The sequence below is a fragment of the Nocardioides proteolyticus genome (genome assembly GCF_051280635.3).
Classification (GTDB): domain Bacteria; phylum Actinomycetota; class Actinomycetes; order Propionibacteriales; family Nocardioidaceae; genus Nocardioides.
The window spans coordinates 207,737-225,841 of record NZ_JBNBPO030000002.1; the positions used below are offsets into that span (position 1 = coordinate 207,737).

Here is an 18,105-nt window from a genome sequence, read left to right on the forward strand (position 1 = left end):
GTGTTACGACGCGAGCGCGGTGTCCGACGCGCGGGTAGCGCGTGGACGCTGCTTGGAGCAGATCGTGCATGACCTCGCACAGCTCGATGGGCACCGACTGGTGTTCGAGCAGGACGACTCGCTGGTCCGCAGCGACCAGGAGACGTTGTTCCGCGCAGTCCGTGCGGATCGTGCCGCCGGCACACTGGTCATGACAACCGTGGCCACGCTGTAGGAAGCGCGAAGCCCGGCTCAGCCACCGTCCGGAGGCCTGCCGTGTCAACGACGGTCGAAAACTTTCAGGCGCCGCCGACAAGCCTTGCCTCGAATACTGTCGGGCATCGCGCCTTCCCGACGTCCCCAGCGACAAGCATCAGTCGCATCGCGTAGCCATTCGACGACTATGTGAAGCTCAGCGGGGCTGCCATCAAGACGGATCCCTATAGCTGGAACCGCTTAGGCTAGAGACCCAATCCCTTGGGTCTCATCCAACCGGGTTACCGTGCCCCGCAGATGCATCTGGCGACGCGATGGCGCTGACCGAATCCGATGCCTAGTCGTTCCTGGCATTGGTGCCCAGCGACATCGCCATCAGGACGTCGTCGACGCGTCGGCCCTCGAGTTCGTACTCCCCGTTGCGAACACCTTCGACTTTGAACCCGCAGGATGCGTATAGGCGTCGGGCGGTCGCGTTAGTGCCCAATACGTGCAAGGTGAGGCGAGCGGCGCCCCGGCGCCGAGCTTCTTGGGTAGCCGCTAGGACTAGGTGTCGCCCGACGCCGCGGCCCTGGTGCGCTGGGTCCACTGCCAGACCCCCAATCTGCAAGACGTGGCTGTTGGCGAGCAGTGCGGTCGGCCTGCGCAGCTTGACGTAGCCGACGGCATCTCCTCCATCGACAGCGACGAGGACGTCTTGGGGTGCGTCCTTTGCGAAGAAGTTGACCTCTTCGCCCCACAGCGGCACAGGAGCCACGCTCGGTGACCAAGTCATGCGGTCTATTGCGGCGAGCCGCCGCTCGTCCTCGAGGTCAGCGGCGCGGATCTCCACGCATTTCAGCATGACCCCGAACGACGGAGTCAGGCGCTCAGTAGTCCCGCACGCCGAACCTCGTTCGGCGCCCTGCGACACCGGCCGCCGCCGATCGCCGGTCACCGCTTTGGAATCCTGTTGTCGCGCAGCGGGGAGGTCGCGTCGCTGCGCGACGTGTAGGACGGCGCCCCAGCCGCGGCGGAGCAGCCCGTCCGCTCGCTCACCCAATCGTCGCCGGATTTCCGAGTACAAGCGCCGCCGCTGCCACGGCTCCATCGCGATATGGCCCGAGAAGGTGTCGAGTAGCCCGATGTAGCCGTCAGCGTCGTAAGTGACCTCCCAGTCGAAGTGGCGCACAGAGACCGGCTCGAAGAGTCCGCTGGCCTCGATGTCCTCGCGCTGGTCGGGCAGCTCGCCCGGTCGGGGGTACGTCGCCCCCTCGGGCAGGCCTTCGCCGATTTCGTCGTAGATTTCCTGCAGGTCGGCGAAGAACCTGTCCCCGCCCTCCGGAAAGACGTGTGTGGCGGCCCAGAACGCCAGGTGGCCTCCGGGCCGCAGCAACTCCCACGTGCGCCGGTAACGAACCGCTGGATCGAGCCAGTGCCAGGCGGTGGCCGCGAACACCAGATCGAACGGTTCGTGCGCCGAGGGGTCGATGTCCTCGAACGTGCTCTGGACAACCCGGACGTCGGGGAAGCTGGCCAGGTTGCGGCGCGCTGCGGTGGTCAGCGCCGGGCCAGGCTCGACGCAAGTGATGCGAAAGCCTCGGCGAGCCAGCGGCAACGTCGCCTTGCCGGAGGCGCAACCGATCTCCAACAGCCGGTCACCCCGAACGAGCCGGGCGGCGGCGATCATCGCCTCGAACAGCTGCTCGGGGTAGTCGGGCCGGGCTTGCTGGTAGAGATCAGCAGCCGAGTCGAAGGTCATCCCCAGCCCGCGCTGATCAGTCATGCCACGATCATCCCCGCCCTCCTCGACGCTGGTCAGCGATCCCGTTGCGCCACGCTCCGCCGATCCCGTTGTGGTCAGCCCGCAGCGTCAGGGGGCGTGAGGGCGGCGAGCACGGAGGTCGCGATGAGTTCGCAGGCCTCGTCGGCTGTGTGGTCACCGCGGTACACCGCGGACGAGGTGCCGTGCAAGATGCACTGGATCATCGTGATCTGCCAGGCCAAGGGCATGTCCTGGCGGAAGCACCCGGCTCGGCGGCCTCGTTGCAGGAGAGCGCGCATGCGGGTGAGGGGCTCTTCGTGCGCTGCGTGGATCTGTGCCGGCTCGAGGCTCTTCTCGGCGGCCTGCACGAGGGCGCCGTGGCGGTGCGTGAGCCACCAGGAGGCCACCAAAAGCCGTTGCATCGCGTCGACTGGGTCCCCGGTCAGGTCGACCTTCTCCAACTCGCTCTCAGAGTGGGCCATGGCGGCGTCGACCACGTGAGCGATCAGGGTCGAGCGCGAGTCGAAGTGGCCGTAGAGCGTGACTCGGCCTACTCCTGCCTCGCGGGCGATGTCGGCGAGGCTGGCGTCTGGGTCGCGTGCCAGACAACGGGTAGCAGAGTCGAGGATCGCTGCGATGTTCATCCGCGCGTCCGCTCGCTTCGTATGCAAATCCTTATCGGTCACGGCGCCCATCGTGCCGCAGTCCATCCCCCTTCTCAAACGGCAATGTCTGAGTTACGATCGCTGATCTCAAACAATAGAGTACGAGTTACGGGGACGGCATGGACACCACGATGAGGTCGCGCGGAGCAGTTCGATCCCTCGCGCGGCACTACGTCGAGATGGTGGTGGCGATGGTGGTCGGCATGGCCACCCTCTACCCCGTGTGGGCAGCTGCGGTCGGGAGGCTGGACGCAGCTTGGCTGGTGCGCACCGAGGTCGAGGCGATTGCGATGGCCACGGCGATGGCAGTGCCTATGGCGGGGTGGATGGCCCTGCGTGGTCACGGAATCGCTGTAGTCGCGGAGATGTGTCTGGCGATGTACGCCGGTTTCATTGCGCTCTTCCCGTTTCTATGGGCAGGTTTCATCGGTCAGGCGGCCCTGCTCGGCGTCGGTCACGTGACGATGCTCCTGCTGATGGCGCTAGTCATGGTCCACCGACCCGAGGAGTACACCCATCGGCATTGACCGACTGCGCGCCACCGACACCCGCGCTCATCACCCACATCACGTACACGACTGCCGCGAAGGAAGGCACATGCAGCAACCTCTCACCGCTGAGGACCAAGGTCCCGCGGAACCTGTCGGCCGCGGACGCTCGTTTCTAGCCTGGTGGCCGATCGCCACCGGTCTCGTCGTGGGCGTGTTCTCGGTCGCCACCGACGATCCGGGCAGCATCGACGGGGTCCTCCTCACCTTGTTGATCCCGACCTGTGCCTATGCGCTGATCGCACTGGGTGGGAACAGTTCGTGGACCTGGCCCCTCACTGGGCTGGTCGTGGTGACCTATCTCGCGGGAGAAGCGCTCTCCCTTCCGGGTGCCGTCATCCTGCTCGGGATCACCGTCGCCACCGTGGTGGGTGGCACCGCGGCCGGACGATGGCGCCCGCCGCCAGCCGAGATGCGTTGGCAGCCCTGGGGCGCGCTGGTCTTCCTTACGGGTGTCATCACGGCGATGCTGCTCGACGTGACGGCCGCGAAGGTCGTCCTCGCTGTGGGCCTGCTGCTCCACGGTGCCTGGGACATCGTCCACTGGCGACGCCGCGCGGTGGTCTCCCGCTCGCTCGCGGAATGGTGCGCCGCGCTCGACATCTCCCTGGGGGTCGGGGTGCTGGCACTCGTGGTCTTCACATGAGAGCGCTCGACCTGCCTGTCAGGACCGAGCGTTTGGTGCTGCGGGCACACCGCACGGACGATCTGCCGGCGCTGATGTCCTACTACTCCGACCCGGAGGTGACCCGGTATCTGCCCTGGGCGCCCTGGACACGACAGGACGCTGAGCTGGCGTTGGCCAAGCGGATCTCCCGCGTCGCGATCGACACACCGGACTCGGCGCTGGGCCTGGTGGTCGATCGGGATGACCAGGTGATCGGCGACGTGGTGCTGTGGCCGGCCGATGACACGCTGCTCCTGGGCGAGCTCGGGTGGGCGTTGCACCCCTCCGCCCGCGGTTGTGGGTACGCCCGGGAGGCGGTGTCTGCGCTGATAAGTCTGGCCTTCGGGCACTACGGGATGCATCGGGTCCGCGCGTGTCTCGATCCTCGCAATGTCGCCTCGGCCGCGCTGTGCCGCTCGCTCGGCATGAAGCTGGAAGGGCATCTGCGCGAGGACCGCCGGTACAAGGACGAGTGGGTCGACAGCCTCGTGTTCGGTCTGCTGAGCCACGAGTGGCAGTACACGGACGAGATCACCGAGCCGATTGAGCCAGGAGGGTGATCCGGGGACGGGTACCGGCTGCTCCGGCCACATTTGCGATGGCGGCTGTCGCCTGGGCAGCGACCGGGTCCTGGATGGCGCCCGCAGCGGCGGCGATCACGCTGGCCGCGGTTGGGGTACTGGTCGAGCGGGCCAGCCTCCGAGGAGTCCGGGACATCACTTTCGCGCGCCATGATGCCGCGCAACGCGGGCGAGCAGGTTCGCTGGTCGGGGAGCAGATGACGACCCCGGTGTGCCTGGGCATCGGATCCTGCGCGATCCTGGCGCGGATGCAGTACGACGGCGCCGCCGTCGAGGTGACCGCCTTCGCCACCGGGTCGGCCATCGGAGTCGGCCTCTGCGTCTTTCTCGACGCTGTCCCGCGCTCCTTCGCGCTGTCGGCGCGGCACCGAGGCGATGCGACAGCCGTCGACATTGCAGCGATCACAGCCCTGACTGCGGCAACGGCACTGGCCGCAGCGTGGACCGGAAGATGGCAGCCGGTCGCGTCCACTCTAGGCCTGGCCCTTCTACTCGGTGTCCATGCGGGTTCACGGCGCACCGCCGCAACGCTGCCGAGCCCGAGCGCGTAGTAAGTCAACGAGCCGACCAAACAGTTCACGTCTTGCCCGCCCGGGCGAACTTCTTGCAGACCCGAAATGGAGTACAGCATGCGCACACTGATCGCGATCGAGTTCCTCTCCGTCGATGGAGTGATGCAGGGGCTCGGATCGCCCGAGGAGGACCGCGAGGGCGGTTTCAAGCACGGAGGCTGGGGAGCACCGTTCGCAGAGGCCATCCACGCCTCCAGCGGGTCCAGCGCCCTGGGTGGCACTACCGCATACCTCTTCGGCCGCAAGACCTACGAAAAGATGGCGACCTACTGGCCGTACCAGCCCAGCTCCAATCCCATCGCAGCGCACATGAACACGACGCCCAAGCACGTCGTGAGCAACACGCTGACGACGGTGACCTGGGAGAACACAAACTTGCTCGCCGGCGAGGCCCGCGACGCCGTCTCCGAGCTGAAGCACAGCGGCGACGGCAGCATCGCGATCCTCGGCAGCGGCGTACTCGTCCGCGACGCCAGTAGACGACCGACTGGACCCGGACCAACTGGCGCACATCGCGGCCACCGTCAGTGAGCAAGCGGGGTTCGTTCGCGGCCTCTGGGGACAGGCCCCGGATGACGTCACCGCCGCCCACGCGATCATCGTCCTCGACGAGGAGAAAAGTGCTCATGCGATGGCCAGAGATGTTCAATCGTCGATACCAGCCGCATCCCTTCGCGTCATCAGAATCCTGGCTGAGGCTTAGGCGGCTTGCTCGACTTCGCCGCCTATCCCCGAATGGCGAACCCACAACGGTGAAGGACGCAGGCCGGCACACACGCCGCTACTCATGCGTCCCGGATGCCCCGCCCGGAGAGGTTCTCGGTGACGGCTGCCCATTCGGGGCGCGGCACGCTCCCCAACGCACTCTCCGAACCTGAGTGCGCCTGTCGCGCGTCAGACTTCGTGGCAGAGGAGTTAGTTGATCCTCTGAGCATGGAAGCGAGACAAGAGCACGTGCTTCCGCCCACGTCGTGATCGGGGCAGCGATCGTGTGGTTGCTCATGCACCTGAGGTGCGAGCGCCGTACCACGTGAAGGGCCCCAACCGACCCAGATGTCAGTCGTTCACCGGGATGCCCGCCAATGGGGCCAGGCGCGCACCTAGGGTGCATAGTCGCATCGATAGTCGCATGGAGCTTGTTGGAGGGCATTCTGAACACCGCGTCTTCTCGTGAACCTGCAGGTCAGCACGAGGAAGTTGGTCAGAGGCTGCCCGCTGCCGTCCTCTGGGACATGGACGGCACCCTCGTCGACACCGAGCCCTACTGGATGGCGACCGAGACGGCGATCGCGGAGGCGCACGGGGGGACGTGGACCCACGAGGACGCGATGGCACTGGTCGGCAACGACCTGATCGTGTCGGGGCAGTACATGAAGGAGAGGCTCGACCTTCCCCAGTCGCCGGAGGAGGTCGTGGAGATGCTGCTCGACGGTGTGGTGGAGCAGGTCCGCCACGCCGTGCCCTGGTGCGCCGGAGCGCGGGAGCTGTTGCTGCACCTGCGCGAGGCGGACGTCCCGTGCGGCCTGGTGACGATGTCCTACGAGCGGTTCGTGGCGCCGATCCTCGAGCACCTCCCGCCGGAGACGTTCCGGGTGATCGTCACGGGCGACCAGGTGACGAGCGGCAAGCCGCACCCCGAGGCGTACCTCACGGCCGCTGCGGCGCTCGGCTTCGACCCCGCCGAGTGCGTCGCGATCGAGGACTCGCCGACCGGCGCCACCTCGGCCGAGGCGGCCGGCTGCCGGGTGCTGGTCGTGCCCAACCACGTGCCGGTGCCGCCCGGGCCGCGTCGGGTGTTTCGCGAGTCCCTGGTCGACGTGTCAGTCGGCGAGCTCGGCGACCTGCTCTGACGGGTCCTCCGCCGCCGCTGCGGCGGGGTACGGCGGGGGAGTGCCGCCGTAGGCGGGACACAGCGCCTGGTGGGCGCACCAGCCGCACAGGGCGCCGGGGCGCGGCTGGAACTCCTGACGCTCGGTGGCCAGCCGGATGGCCTGCCACACGGCCTCCACCTTGCGCTCGGTGGCGAGCAGGTCGGCCTCGTCGGGCTCGTAGCTGAGCACCTCGCCGTTGCCGAGGTAGACCAGCTGCAGGACGCGGGGGACGACGCCGCGGGTGCGCCAGATCACCAGCGCGTAGAACCGCAGCTGGAACAGCGCCTTGGCCTCGAACCTCTCCGCGGGCGACGGGGCGGTCTTGTAGTCCACGACCCGGATCGCTCCGTCGGGCGCGACGTCGACCCGGTCGACCACGCCGCGCAGCAGCAGCCTGGACTCGGTGAGGGTCTCGACGTAGAGCTCGCGCTCCGCCGGCTCGAGCCGCCGCGGGTCCTCGAGCGTGAAGTAGCGGGCGAGCGTCTCGCGACAGCTCAGCAACCAGGCCGCGATCTCCGCGCCGTCCTCGGGGAACATGCCGGCGAGCGCCGGCTCCTGCTCCTTCAGCTCCTCCCAGGCCGGTTCGACCATGGTCGCGGCCGTCGCGGGCGTGCGGTCGCCGGCGGGCAGGTCGAAGAGCTGCTCGAGGACCCGGTGCACGAGGGTGCCGCGCGCGGCGGCGGGGGAGGGCGGCTCGGGCAGCCGGTCGATGCTCCGGAACCGGTAGAGCAGCGGACAGGCCAGGAAGTCGCCGACTCTCGACGGGCTCAGCGCTCCGACCACCTCGACGCCGTCGACGACGCGGCCCCGCGTCTCCGCGGGATCGGCCGGCTGGACCCCTGCCGGCGCTGTCGTCGAGGTCGTCATGCCACGACCCTAGGTCAGGCCGCCGACACAGCCGGTGGGGGACGCCCCGATAGCCTCGACGCGTGTCCGGTCCAACACCCCAGCGCGCACCCCGCGAGCAGGTGCCGCGCGGGATGATCCGGATCGGCCGGATCGCGGGCACCGATGTGCTCGTGTCGAGCTCCTGGTTCCTGGTCGCCGCGCTCATCGCGTTCCTGATGGGTCCTCGGGTCGACCAGGTCCAACCCGGCCTCGGCGGCTGGCGGTACGTCGTCGGGCTGGCCTTCGCCGTCGCTCTCTACCTGGCGGTGCTGCTCCACGAGGCGTCCCATGCCGTGATGGCGAAGCGCTACGGCTTCCGGGTGCACTCCATCACGCTGCACTTCCTCGGCGGCGCGACCGCGATCGAGGGGGAGGCCCGGCGTCCCCGCCAGGAGTTCTGGATCGCCGTGGTCGGGCCGATCACCTCGATCGGAGTGGGCGTGGCCGCCCTCGGCCTGCTGTTCGTGACGCCGGACGGGTTGCTCCAGCTGGTGGTGGAGGGTCTCGCCGGCGCCAACATCGTGATCGGCGTGCTCAACCTGGTGCCGGGCCTGCCACTCGACGGCGGACGCGTCCTGAAGGCCGGCGTCTGGGCGGCGACCGGCAGGGTCCACACCGCGACCGTGGTGGCGGCGTGGGGCGGTCGGGTGACCGCGGCCCTCGTGGTGGTGTGGGCCCTGCTGAGCGCCGCGGCCGGCGGCCTCGCCAGCCCGCTCCTGCTCGCGGTGGTGGCGATCTTCCTGTGGACCGGTGCGTCGAGCGCGCTGCAGGCGGCACAGGTCACCCACCGGCTCGCCGGGGTGGTCGCGCGCGACCTCGCGCGTCGTACCCTCGCCGTGCCCGACGACCTGCCCCTGGCCGAGGCGGTGCGACGCGCCCAGGACGCCCAGGCCGGGAGCATCGTCACCGTCACCTCCGCCGGCCGGCCGGTCGGCGTGGTGGACGAGCAGGCGGTCCGGGCGATGCCCGACGACCGGAAGCCGTGGGTGGCCGTCTCCACGGTGGCGCGCAACCTCGACGACGGCCTCACGCTGCCCGCCGCGATCACCGGCAGCGACCTGCTCGAGGTCCTCCGGCGCGTGCCCGCGTCCGAGTACGTGCTCGTCGACGACGACGGCAGCGTGTACGGCGTGCTCGCGACGGCCGACGTCGTGAAGGCGGTCCGGCAGGGCGGCTGAGGGCCGCGGCCGATAGATTCCTCCGGTGACCGACTCGACCCCCGATGTGCCCCGGGACGCCTGGTCGGGCGTCCACCGGGGTCCGCTGCGTGCCGGTGAGTGGGTGCGGCTCGTCGACGGCAAGGGCCGCCGCCACAACTTCGCGCTCGAGGCCGGCAAGCGCTTCTTCTCCAACAAGGGCCACCTCGACCACGACGAGCTGATCGGCCGTGAGGAGGGCTTCACCGTCACGTCCTCGGCCGGTGGGGAGTACCTCGTGTTCCGGCCGCTGCTCTCGGAGTACGTCGTGTCCATGCCCCGGGGCGCCGCCGTGGTCTATCCCAAGGACTCCGCCCAGATCGTGGCGATGGCCGACATCTTCCCCGGCGCCCACGTCGTCGAGGCGGGCGTCGGCTCCGGCGCCCTGACGTGCTCGCTGCTGCGTGCGGTGGGCCCGCACGGCCGGGTGTCTAGCTTCGAGCGGCGTGAGGAGTTCGCCGACGTCGCCCGGCGCAACGTCACCCAGTTCTTCGGCGGCGACCACCCTGCGTGGCGGCTGACCCTGGGCGACCTCGCCGAGGAGCTCCCCGCGTCGGGCGAGCGCTGCGACCGCATCATCCTCGACATGCTGGCGCCGTGGGACTGCCTGGACGCGGTGGCCGGGTCGCTGCTGCCCGGCGGCATCGTCTGCGCCTACGTCGCCACGACGACCCAGCTCTCCCGGTTCGTGGAGGCGGTGCGGGTCCACGGCGGGTTCACCGAGCCCGCAGCGTGGGAGTCGCTCGTCCGCGACTGGCACGTGGAGGGCCTGGCCGTCCGACCCGGGCACAAGATGATCGGCCACACCGCGTTCCTCGTCACCGCCCGCCGGATGGCGCCGGGGGAGCGGGCGCCGCTGAAGAAGCGCCGGCCGGCACCCGGTGCCTACGGCCCCGACTACGCCGGCCCGCGGCCGCCCGGTGTGCCGGAGACCCCCGCCGACGACTGACCGGCGGCTGGCCGACCACTGGCCGACGACTGGCCGGCGACACGGCGGACACGGCGGCGAAACCGAAACGTTGCCTGCCCCGCGCGGCGATCCCCTTTGCCTCCACACCCTGCCGAGTAGTGTCGGTCTCCGAGGAGGTGGTTGCCGATGACGAGCATGGGTGAAGGCACTGCTGGAGGTCACCGGTCCCCGAGCCGCGAGGAGCTCGAGGAGCAGGTCCGTTACCTCGAGGGCGAGGTCCACGACCTGCGCCGCCGGCTGATCGACGCGCCCGGAGGCGGTTCGCGCGCGCTGGAGGTCCGGCTCGCGGACGCGCAGCGCTCGCTGGCGGCCGTCACGGCGCAGAACGAGCGGCTCGCCGGCACCCTCCGCGAGGCCCGCGACCAGATCATGAAGCTGAAGGAGGAGGTCGACCGGCTGGCCCAGCCGCCCGCCGGGTTCGGCACCTTCCTGCAGCGCAACGACGACGACTCGGTCGACGTGTTCACCGGCGGGCGCAAGCTCCGCGTCAGCGTGAGCCCCGCCGTGGACGTCGAGTCGCTGCGGCGTGGCCAGGAGGTCATGCTCAACGAGGCGCTCAACGTCGTCGCCGCGCTCGACTACGAGACGGTGGGCGAGGTGGTGATGTTCAAGGAGGTCCTCGCCGACGGCGACCGGGCCCTGGTCATCGCCAACGCCGACGAGGAGAAGGTGGTGCGCCTCGCCGAGCCGCTGCGCGGCCAGACGCTGCGCGCCGGAGACTCCCTGCTGCTCGACTCCCGGGCGGGCTACGTCTACGAGCGGGTGCCGAAGTCGGAGGTCGAGGAGCTGGTCCTCGAGGAGGTCCCCGACATCACCTACGAGACCATCGGCGGTCTGGGCAACCAGATCGAGATGATCCAGGACGCCGTCGAGCTCCCCTACCTCTATCCCGAGCTCTTCGCCGAGCACGAGCTCAAGCCGCCCAAGGGCATTCTGCTCTACGGGCCTCCCGGCTGCGGCAAGACGCTGATCGCCAAGGCGGTGGCCAACTCGCTCGCCAAGAAGGTCGCCGCGCGGACGGGCGCCGAGGGGAAGTCGTACTTCCTCAACATCAAGGGCCCCGAGCTGCTCAACAAGTACGTCGGCGAGACCGAGCGGCACATCCGGCTCGTCTTCCAGCGGGCTCGTGAGAAGGCCAGCACCGGCACGCCCGTGATCGTGTTCTTCGACGAGATGGACTCGCTGTTCCGCACCCGCGGCTCCGGCGTGTCCTCCGACGTCGAGAACACCATCGTCCCGCAGCTGCTGAGCGAGATCGACGGCGTCGAGCTCCTCGAGAACGTCCTGGTGATCGGGGCGTCCAACCGCGAGGACATGATCGACCCGGCCATCCTGCGCCCCGGCCGGCTCGACGTGAAGATCAAGATCGAGCGGCCCGACGCCGAGTCCGCGCGCGACATCTTCAGCAAGTACCTCACCCCGACGCTGCCGCTGCACGCCGACGACCTGGCGGAGTTCGGCGGCGACCGGGCGGCGACGGTCCAGGGCATGATCCGCGCCACGGTCGAGCGGATGTACGCCGAGACGGAGGAGAACCGCTTCCTCGAGGTCACCTACGCCAACGGCGACAAGGAGGTCCTCTACTTCAAGGACTTCAACTCCGGCGCGATGATCCAGAACATCGTCGACCGCGCCAAGAAGATGGCCATCAAGGACTTCCTCGAGCACGAGCAGAAGGGCCTCCGGGTCTCCCACCTGCTCCAGGCCTGCGTCGACGAGTTCAAGGAGAACGAGGACCTCCCCAACACCACCAACCCCGACGACTGGGCGCGGATCTCCGGCAAGAAGGGCGAGCGGATCGTCTTCATCCGCACGCTGATCACCGGCAAGCAGGGGACCGAGCCCGGCCGCTCGATCGACACGGTGTCCGACACCGGCCAGTACCTCTAGGCACTTGGCCCGAGGAGCGCTGCTGCTCGGGCTGGCGGTCCTGCTCTCGGCCTGCGGTGACGGATCGGCGGAGAGCGGCGGCGGCCGGCTCGACGTCCGCCCGGTCTCGGAGTGCCCGCGCGGCTTCGACGGGACGTTCGAGCTCGTCGGCACCTTCCCGGTGCAGGTGCCGGGCGTCCCGTTCGCGATCACCGGCGACCGGGTGGCCCTCGCCGAGCCCGCCGGCCCGGCGTCGTACGACGTCCGGCTGGTGGGGCTGGCAGGCGCCTCCAACCCCAACCTGGACGCGCTCCTCCTCGACGACGTGAACGCGCTGCCCGTCTCCGGAGAGGCGGCTGACGACCACGCGCCGCTGCAGCTGGCGGCGGCCGCCGACGGCGTGGTCACCGCGCACGGCGACGGCGGCGACGTGGTGGTCACCCGCTTCGACCGGGCGGGCCACGAGGTCTGGCGGACCGTGATCCCGACGGGCGACTACGCCGGCGAGGTCTACGACCTGGCCGTGGTGGACGACCGCGTGCACCTGCGATCGGCGGACGTCGCGACGTATCCCGGCAGGTACGGCGTCCGCGAGCTCGGCTACTCGTCCGGCGAGCTGCGGGGCGACCTGGTGGAGGCCGCCGACCTGGCGACCCTGGACCGGCGGCTGGACCTGCTGCCCGAGCAACCCGCCTACGCCGACTTCGGCGTGCCGGGCGGGCCGGCGGTCGCCGTACCCGCCGAGCTCGAGGGTCTTCGGGTCAACGACACCACGGAGCCACCGGAGGGCCTGGTGCGGTGCGGCACCGTCGACTACTGGGTCCGCGGCGTCGACCTCTGGGTGCTGCCGGGCGACGGGGCGGTCGACGGGGCCGTCGACCCGGGGTCGCTGGGCGACCCGGTGCGGGTCGACACCGTCGCCGAGGTGACGCGGCACGCGCGGAAGGGCGACGGCGCCGTCATGGGCGTCACGCCGGACGCCGTGTGGGTGGGGTGGGGCGATGCCTCGACCGGCGCCGGCGCGATGTTCGCGCTTCGGCCCTGAGGTCCCGCACCTGCCACGGCGGCCCTGCCAGGATGGACGCTCGACCGTCAACCGACACAGGAGATCACCGTGAAGAAGATGCTCGTCATCGCCCTCGTCGCCGCCGGCCTCGGTGCCGTCGCCCTCAAGGCGAGCAAGGGCCGCTGATCCCGGCCGCGGGTCGTGACGCCGGCGTCGAGCGGGCACCGGGTCACGACCCGCGCAGGTACCACCCGCGCGCCACGTGGAAGGCGCCGTAGCACGCGAGTCCCGCCGCGACGACCAGCATCACCCACGGGCCGTAGGGCTCGTCGCGGAACCGCACGATCGCCTGGTCGAGCCCGCCCGACTTGTCCGGGTCGTGCGTGATCCCCGCCCAGGCGAAGAGACCGCCGATCACCAGGAACGCCACGCACCGGCTGAGGTACCCGGCACGCGCCAGCCCGGCGATGACCGTACCGATCCGGCCCGTCTTGCCCTCCACCTCGAGGTCCTTGCGCCACCCGTCCGTGACGGCGCGGTGCCCGCTGGCGATGCCGAAGCCCATCACGCCGAGGCCGACCGCGATCACGAGCGCCGGGCCGAAGGGCAGGTCCATCAACGTCCGTCCCGCGCTGGCACCGCCACTGCCACCGCCACTGGAGTCACCGGTGGCGGTGCGCACCGCGAGCACGGCCAGCGCGCAGAAGACCACGCTGCGACCGGCGGAGGCCGCCCGGCCGGCCCAGCGGCGCAGGCCCTCCTGGGACCGGTGGCCGCCGACGGCCTGGCAGGCCTCCCAGACGGCGAGCCCGGCGAATCCGACGGCGGCGAGCCACAGCAGGAAGGTGCCGAGCGGCTTCTGGGCCAGCTCCTGCAGGGCACCCTCACCCGAGGCCGAGCCGGCCGGGTCGCCGAGCGCCAGCTGTCCGGCGAGCCACGCAACGACCAGGTAGACCACGCCGTAGGCCGCCATGCCCGCCCGCGCCGGCCAGTCGAGGGCGGGATGGTCGCGGGCCTCCCGAGCAGTCGCCTGTGCCGAGTCGCCCGTGGATGCGTCCTGCGTGGTCATGGTCCCCCCTCCTGGAAGCCCAATACCCCGCCGCTGACGCGGCATCCGGACGGGCGCGGTCCCACGCCGTAGGGTGGAGGCATGAGCGTGCGCCGGGTGATGGGCACCGAGGTCGAGTACGGCATCTCGGTGCAGGGTCAGCCGACCGCGAACCCGATGGTGGCCTCCTCGCAGGTGGTCAACGCCTATGCGTCGGCGACCGTCCGTGCCCGGCGGGCCCGCTGGGACTTCGAGGAGGAGTCGCCCCTGCGCGACGCGCGCGGCTTCGACATGTCGCGGCAGATCGCCGACCCCAGCCAGCTCACCGACGAGGACCTCGGCCTGGCGAACGTGATCCTCACCAACGGGGCCCGGCTCTACGTCGACCACGCCCATCCGGAGTACTCCACACCGGAGGTGGTCACGCCGCTCGACGTCGTGCGGTGGGACAAGGCCGGCGAGCTTGTCATGCTGGACGCCTCCCGCCTGGCCCAGCAGCTGCCGGGCAACCCGTCGATCGTGCTGTACAAGAACAACACCGACAACAAGGGCGCGTCGTACGGCGCCCACGAGAACTACCTGATGCGGCGGTCCACGCCGTTCGCCGACATCGTCCGCCACCTCACCCCGTTCTTCGTGAGCCGGCAGGTGTTCGCCGGCGCCGGGCGCGTCGGCCGGGGCCAGGACGGCCGCGACAAGGGCTTCCAGATCAGCCAGCGGGCCGACTTCTTCGAGGTGGAGGTCGGGCTCGAGACCACCCTCAAGCGGCCGATCATCAACACCCGCGACGAGCCGCACGCCGACCCCGAGAAGTACCGGCGCCTGCACGTCATCATCGGCGACGCCAACCTGGCCGAGGTGGCGACGTACCTCAAGGTCGGCACGACCTCGCTGGTGCTGGCGATGATCGAGGACCGGTTCCTCACCCGCGACCTCACCGTCGACACGCCGGTCGCCGCGCTCCGGGCCGTGTCGCACGACCCCACCCTGCAGCAGACGGTCACCCTGGCCGACGGCCGCAGGCTGACCGGGGTGCAGCTCCAGCTGGAGTACCTCGACCTCGCCAAGAAGTACGTCGAGGACCGCTTCGGGTCCGACGCCGATCCCCAGACCGTCGACGTGCTGGCCCGCTGGGAGGACGTGCTCACCCGGCTCGAGGCGGACCCGATGTCGCTGGCCGACCAGCTCGACTGGGTGGCCAAGCTGCGCCTGCTCGAGCAGTACCGCAGCCGCGACGGCCTGGCCTGGGACGACGCCAAGCTGCAGCTGATCGACTACCAGTACTCCGACATCCGGCCGGAGAAGGGCCTCTACCACCGGCTCGTGCGGGCCGGGCGCATCCAGCGCCTGCTCGGCGACGACGAGGTCGAGGCCGCGATGACGAACCCGCCGGCGGAGACCCGGGCCTACTTCCGCGGGCGCTGCCTGGAGAAGTACGCCGCCGACGTGGCCGCCGCCTCGTGGGACTCCGTCATCTTCGACCTGCCCGGCCGCGAGTCGCTCCAGCGGGTGCCCACCATCGACCCGCTGCGGGGGAGCAGGGCCCATGTCGGCGAGCTGATCGACGGGTGCGACACCGCCGAGGCATTGGTCCGCGCCCTCAGCCGGTGAGTGGCTAGGCTCTGGGCATGGCCCAGGAGCAGAAGCAGCCGCGCAAGTCCGGGGAGGCCGAGGAGACCACCGAGGTCGCTCCGGAGTCCGACGTCGCCGAGCGGAAGGAAGCGCTCGACGACGACGTCGACGCCATCCTCGACGAGATCGACGACGTCCTCGAGTCCAACGCCGAGGACTTCGTGAAGTCGTTCATCCAGAAGGGCGGCGAGTGACCGACGCGCGCATCCCGGCCGCCTTCCTGCGCCCGGGCACATCGTCCTTCAGCGACTTCATCGCCGAGAACGCCCCCGACCTGCTGCCGGCGCGCCGCTCGCTCCCGGCGGGCAGCGCGGCCGAGCTGGCCCCGCACGGCACGACGATCGTGGCCGCCACGTTCCCCGGCGGCCTGGTGATGGCCGGCGACCGCCGCGCCACCATGGGCAACGTCATCGCCCAGCGCGACATCGAGAAGGTGTTCCCGGCCGACGAGTACTCCGTGGTGGGCATCGCCGGCACAGCAGGCCTGGCGGTCGAGATGGTCCGCCTGTTCCAGGTCGAGCTCGAGCACTACGAGAAGATCGAGGGCTCGATCCTCTCCCTCGACGGCAAGGCCAACCGGCTCTCGGCGCTGATTAGGGCCAACCTCGGCATGGCCATGCAGGGTCTCGCCGTGGTCCCCATGTTCGCCGGGTACGACCTCGAGCGCGGCGTCGGCAGGATCTTCGGCTACGACGTCACCGGCGGCCGCCACGAGGAGAGCTCGTTCTTCACCGTCGGCTCGGGCTCCCTCTTCGCCCGCGGCGCGCTGAAGAAGCTCTACCGCGAGGACCTCTCCCAGGACGACGCCGTGCGCGTCTGCCTCCAGGCGCTGTACGACGCCGCCGACGACGACTCGGCCACCGGCGGCCCCGACCTGACCCGCCGGATCTTCCCGGTGGTGTGGGTGGTGACTGCCGACGGCGCCGTACGCCTCGACGAGCAGACGATCGGCGGGCTCGCCGAGCGGCTGGTCGGCCACCGGATGGTGCGACCCGACGGACCGCTGGCCGAGCTGCCCGGCAACGACGCGGGAGAGGAGGCCTGACATGAGCATGCCGTTCTACGTCTCGCCCGAGCAGCTGATGAAGGACCGGGCCGACTTCGCCCGCAAGGGCATCGCCCGCGGACGGTCCCTCGCCGCAGTTCAGTACGCCGACGGCGTGCTCCTCGTGACCGAGAACCCCTCCCAGGCGCTGCACAAGGTCTCCGAGCTCTACGACCGCCTCGCGTTCGCCGCCGTGGGTCGCTACAACGAGTTCGAGAACCTGCGCATCGCGGGAGTGCGGCTCGCCGACATGCGTGGCTACTCCTACGACCGGCGCGACGTCACCGGACGAGGGCTTGCCAACGCCTACGCCCAGACGCTCGGCACCATCTTCTCCTCCGGTGGTGAGAAGCCCTACGAGGTCGAGATCTTCGTCGCGGAGATCGGCGACCGTCCCGAGGACGACCAGATCTACCGCCTCACCTACGAGGGCCGGGTCGCCGACGAGCACGGCTACGCCGTGATGGGCGGTGACGCCGACACCGTGGCCGCCTACCTCAAGGAGCACTACACCGCCGGCGCATCGCTGGACGAGGCGCTGCGGGTGGCCGTGGCGGCCCTCGGGCACACGACCAACGAGCGCGGTCAGGCCGAGGACCGGGTGATCCCGGTCGAGGACCTCGAGGTCGCCGTGCTCGACCGGACGCGGGTCCAGCCACGCAAGTTCCGCCGGATCATCGGGCCGCGCCTCGACGAGCTCCTGGGGGAGCGGGGGCCGGCCGAGCACGCGCCCAACGGCGAGGCAGCCCCGGCGGAGAACTCGACGTCGCCCGGCGCCCCGCCGCGGGCGTCCGGCAGCGACCAGCAGGGCGGCGGCCAGCAGGGCGGAGGGCCCGACGGCCAGCCGGGTGGCGAGCCACCGGTCGCACCACCGGTCTCGTAGACAGGCCCCCAAGAGGGCCCACCGAGTCCGGCCACAGCCGAGGTCGCGCGCCCGGGTTGTGTCGGTCCCGGCTGGTTCCATGGGTGTCATGGATCTCGGGAAGGACAGCTCGGCGGACGGGCAGCTCGACGGCTGCTCGACCGCGGAGCTGCTCGCCCACGCGGCCAGTGAGGTCCGGGCCCGACGCGCCTCCCTGATCCGGGAGTGGCAGGTGATCACCGCCTGGGCCGACCAGAACGTCGTGGACTGCGAGGAGGGCGCCGCGACGCTGGTCGAGGGTTATGTGGACACCGGGATCCCGATCGCCGGTCCGGGTGCGCCGTTGGTGTCGGAGTTCGCGTTGATGGAGCTGATCGCGACGTTGGAACGCACTCCCGACGGTGGCCGGGCGTATGTCGGTCGGGTGATCGGGTGTGCGTGGCGGCTCAAGCGCATCTACGCCGCGGTGCTGGCCGGGCGGTGTGCGCCGTGGAAGGCCGAGCGGGTCGCCGACCTCACCCACGACCTCAGCCTCGAGGCCGCTGCGCACGTCGACCGGAAGCTCGCCCCACACATCCGGTCCTGTTCCTGGCGGGAGGTCGAGCACCACATCGACGAAGCCATGACCCTCTACGACCCCGAGGCGGCTGAGGCCCGGCGTGAGGCGTCGTCGGACTCCCGGCGGTTCGACGTCCACCTCGACGACGTCACCGACGGCGTCGTGCAGGTCGACGGGGTCCTGGACG

The 18,105-nt window shown here is 70.3% G+C and carries 19 protein-coding genes and 1 pseudogene; 16 read left to right on the forward strand and 4 right to left on the reverse strand.

Annotation, left to right across the window (positions count from 1 at the left end):
* Positions 1-52 precede the first annotated feature (52 nt).
* Positions 53-214 (forward strand): hypothetical protein, encoded by a 162-nt coding sequence (locus ACPOLA_RS02190; RefSeq protein WP_435768747.1) that lies wholly within the window; start codon positions 53-55, stop codon positions 212-214.
* A gap of 318 nt (positions 215-532) precedes the next feature.
* On the opposite strand, the gene ACPOLA_RS02195 is transcribed toward ACPOLA_RS02190, so the two are convergent.
* Together ACPOLA_RS02195 and ACPOLA_RS02200 are read right to left on the reverse strand one after the other, a co-directional pair.
* On the reverse strand, positions 533-1,960 hold the full coding sequence (locus ACPOLA_RS02195; RefSeq protein ID WP_435768748.1) for a GNAT family N-acetyltransferase: 1,428 nt from the start codon (positions 1,958-1,960) through the stop codon (positions 533-535).
* Positions 1,961-2,034: 74 nt separating this feature from the next.
* On the reverse strand, positions 2,035-2,625 hold the full coding sequence (locus ACPOLA_RS02200) for a TetR/AcrR family transcriptional regulator (protein WP_435768749.1): 591 nt from the start codon (positions 2,623-2,625) through the stop codon (positions 2,035-2,037).
* Between the two features lie 98 nt (positions 2,626-2,723).
* On the opposite strand from ACPOLA_RS02200, the gene ACPOLA_RS02205 reads away from it, so the two are divergent.
* The 6 genes from ACPOLA_RS02205 to ACPOLA_RS02230 all read left to right on the forward strand — a co-directional run bounded on the left by ACPOLA_RS02205 (position 2,724) and on the right by ACPOLA_RS02230 (position 6,822).
* The gene (locus ACPOLA_RS02205; protein WP_435768750.1) at positions 2,724-3,131 is read left to right on the forward strand and encodes a hypothetical protein; all 408 of its coding nucleotides are present in this window, start codon (positions 2,724-2,726) and stop codon (positions 3,129-3,131) included.
* A gap of 70 nt (positions 3,132-3,201) precedes the next feature.
* Positions 3,202-3,798, forward strand: coding sequence for a hypothetical protein (locus ACPOLA_RS02210; RefSeq protein ID WP_435768751.1), 597 nt, complete (start codon positions 3,202-3,204; stop codon positions 3,796-3,798).
* Positions 3,795-4,379 carry a GNAT family N-acetyltransferase gene (locus tag ACPOLA_RS02215; RefSeq protein WP_435768752.1) on the forward strand — a complete coding sequence of 195 codons (585 nt, stop codon included), beginning with the start codon at positions 3,795-3,797 and terminating at the stop codon, positions 4,377-4,379. The genes ACPOLA_RS02210 and ACPOLA_RS02215 overlap by 4 nt, the downstream gene beginning before the upstream one ends.
* 74 nt (positions 4,380-4,453) lie before the next feature.
* The gene (locus ACPOLA_RS02220; RefSeq protein ID WP_435768753.1) at positions 4,454-4,951 is read left to right on the forward strand and encodes a hypothetical protein; all 498 of its coding nucleotides are present in this window, start codon (positions 4,454-4,456) and stop codon (positions 4,949-4,951) included.
* A 78-nt stretch (positions 4,952-5,029) separates the two neighbouring features.
* The gene (locus ACPOLA_RS02225) at positions 5,030-5,503 is read left to right on the forward strand and encodes a dihydrofolate reductase family protein (protein WP_435768754.1); all 474 of its coding nucleotides are present in this window, start codon (positions 5,030-5,032) and stop codon (positions 5,501-5,503) included.
* A gap of 677 nt (positions 5,504-6,180) precedes the next feature.
* Positions 6,181-6,822, forward strand: a complete 642-nt coding sequence (locus ACPOLA_RS02230; protein WP_435768766.1) for an HAD family hydrolase — start codon at positions 6,181-6,183, stop codon at positions 6,820-6,822.
* Here ACPOLA_RS02230 and ACPOLA_RS02235 read toward each other — a convergent pair.
* Positions 6,793-7,710 (reverse strand): RecB family exonuclease, encoded by a 918-nt coding sequence (locus ACPOLA_RS02235; RefSeq protein ID WP_435768755.1) that lies wholly within the window; start codon positions 7,708-7,710, stop codon positions 6,793-6,795. The genes ACPOLA_RS02230 and ACPOLA_RS02235 overlap by 30 nt on opposite strands.
* A gap of 62 nt (positions 7,711-7,772) precedes the next feature.
* Here ACPOLA_RS02235 and ACPOLA_RS02240 point away from each other — a divergent pair, with 62 nt between their 5' ends.
* The 4 genes from ACPOLA_RS02240 (at position 7,773) to ACPOLA_RS02255 (ending at position 12,811) form a co-directional block, all read left to right on the forward strand.
* Positions 7,773-8,909, forward strand: a complete 1,137-nt coding sequence (locus ACPOLA_RS02240; protein WP_435768756.1) for a M50 family metallopeptidase — start codon at positions 7,773-7,775, stop codon at positions 8,907-8,909.
* A gap of 25 nt (positions 8,910-8,934) precedes the next feature.
* Complete coding sequence (locus ACPOLA_RS02245) at positions 8,935-9,876, forward strand: tRNA (adenine-N1)-methyltransferase (protein ID WP_435768757.1); 942 nt, start codon at positions 8,935-8,937, stop codon at positions 9,874-9,876.
* A gap of 147 nt (positions 9,877-10,023) precedes the next feature.
* Positions 10,024-11,787, forward strand: coding sequence for a proteasome ATPase (arc, locus tag ACPOLA_RS02250; RefSeq protein WP_435768758.1), 1,764 nt, complete (start codon positions 10,024-10,026; stop codon positions 11,785-11,787).
* 4 nt (positions 11,788-11,791) lie between these two features.
* Positions 11,792-12,811 (forward strand): hypothetical protein, encoded by a 1,020-nt coding sequence (locus ACPOLA_RS02255; RefSeq protein WP_435768759.1) that lies wholly within the window; start codon positions 11,792-11,794, stop codon positions 12,809-12,811.
* A gap of 190 nt (positions 12,812-13,001) precedes the next feature.
* On the opposite strand, the gene ACPOLA_RS02260 is transcribed toward ACPOLA_RS02255, so the two are convergent.
* Entirely contained in the window at positions 13,002-13,841 is an 840-nt protein-coding gene (locus tag ACPOLA_RS02260; RefSeq protein WP_435768760.1) for a DUF1206 domain-containing protein, read from the reverse strand.
* Between the two features lie 81 nt (positions 13,842-13,922).
* On the opposite strand from ACPOLA_RS02260, the gene dop reads away from it, so the two are divergent.
* The 5 genes and pseudogenes from dop to ACPOLA_RS02285 form a co-directional block, all read left to right on the forward strand.
* The gene (gene dop, locus ACPOLA_RS02265) at positions 13,923-15,431 is read left to right on the forward strand and encodes a depupylase/deamidase Dop (protein ID WP_435768761.1); all 1,509 of its coding nucleotides are present in this window, start codon (positions 13,923-13,925) and stop codon (positions 15,429-15,431) included.
* A 17-nt stretch (positions 15,432-15,448) separates the two neighbouring features.
* Positions 15,449-15,646, forward strand: coding sequence for a ubiquitin-like protein Pup (locus ACPOLA_RS02270; protein ID WP_435768762.1), 198 nt, complete (start codon positions 15,449-15,451; stop codon positions 15,644-15,646).
* Complete coding sequence (gene prcB, locus ACPOLA_RS02275; RefSeq protein WP_435768763.1) at positions 15,643-16,497, forward strand: proteasome subunit beta; 855 nt, start codon at positions 15,643-15,645, stop codon at positions 16,495-16,497. Before ACPOLA_RS02270 ends, prcB begins: the two co-directional genes overlap by 4 nt.
* A gap of 1 nt (position 16,498) precedes the next feature.
* A complete protein-coding gene (gene prcA, locus ACPOLA_RS02280; protein WP_435768764.1) occupies positions 16,499-17,380 on the forward strand; it encodes a proteasome subunit alpha in 882 nt (293 codons plus the stop codon).
* Between the two features lie 88 nt (positions 17,381-17,468).
* Positions 17,469-18,105 (forward strand): annotated as a pseudogene (locus ACPOLA_RS02285) (hypothetical protein); the annotation flags it as partial.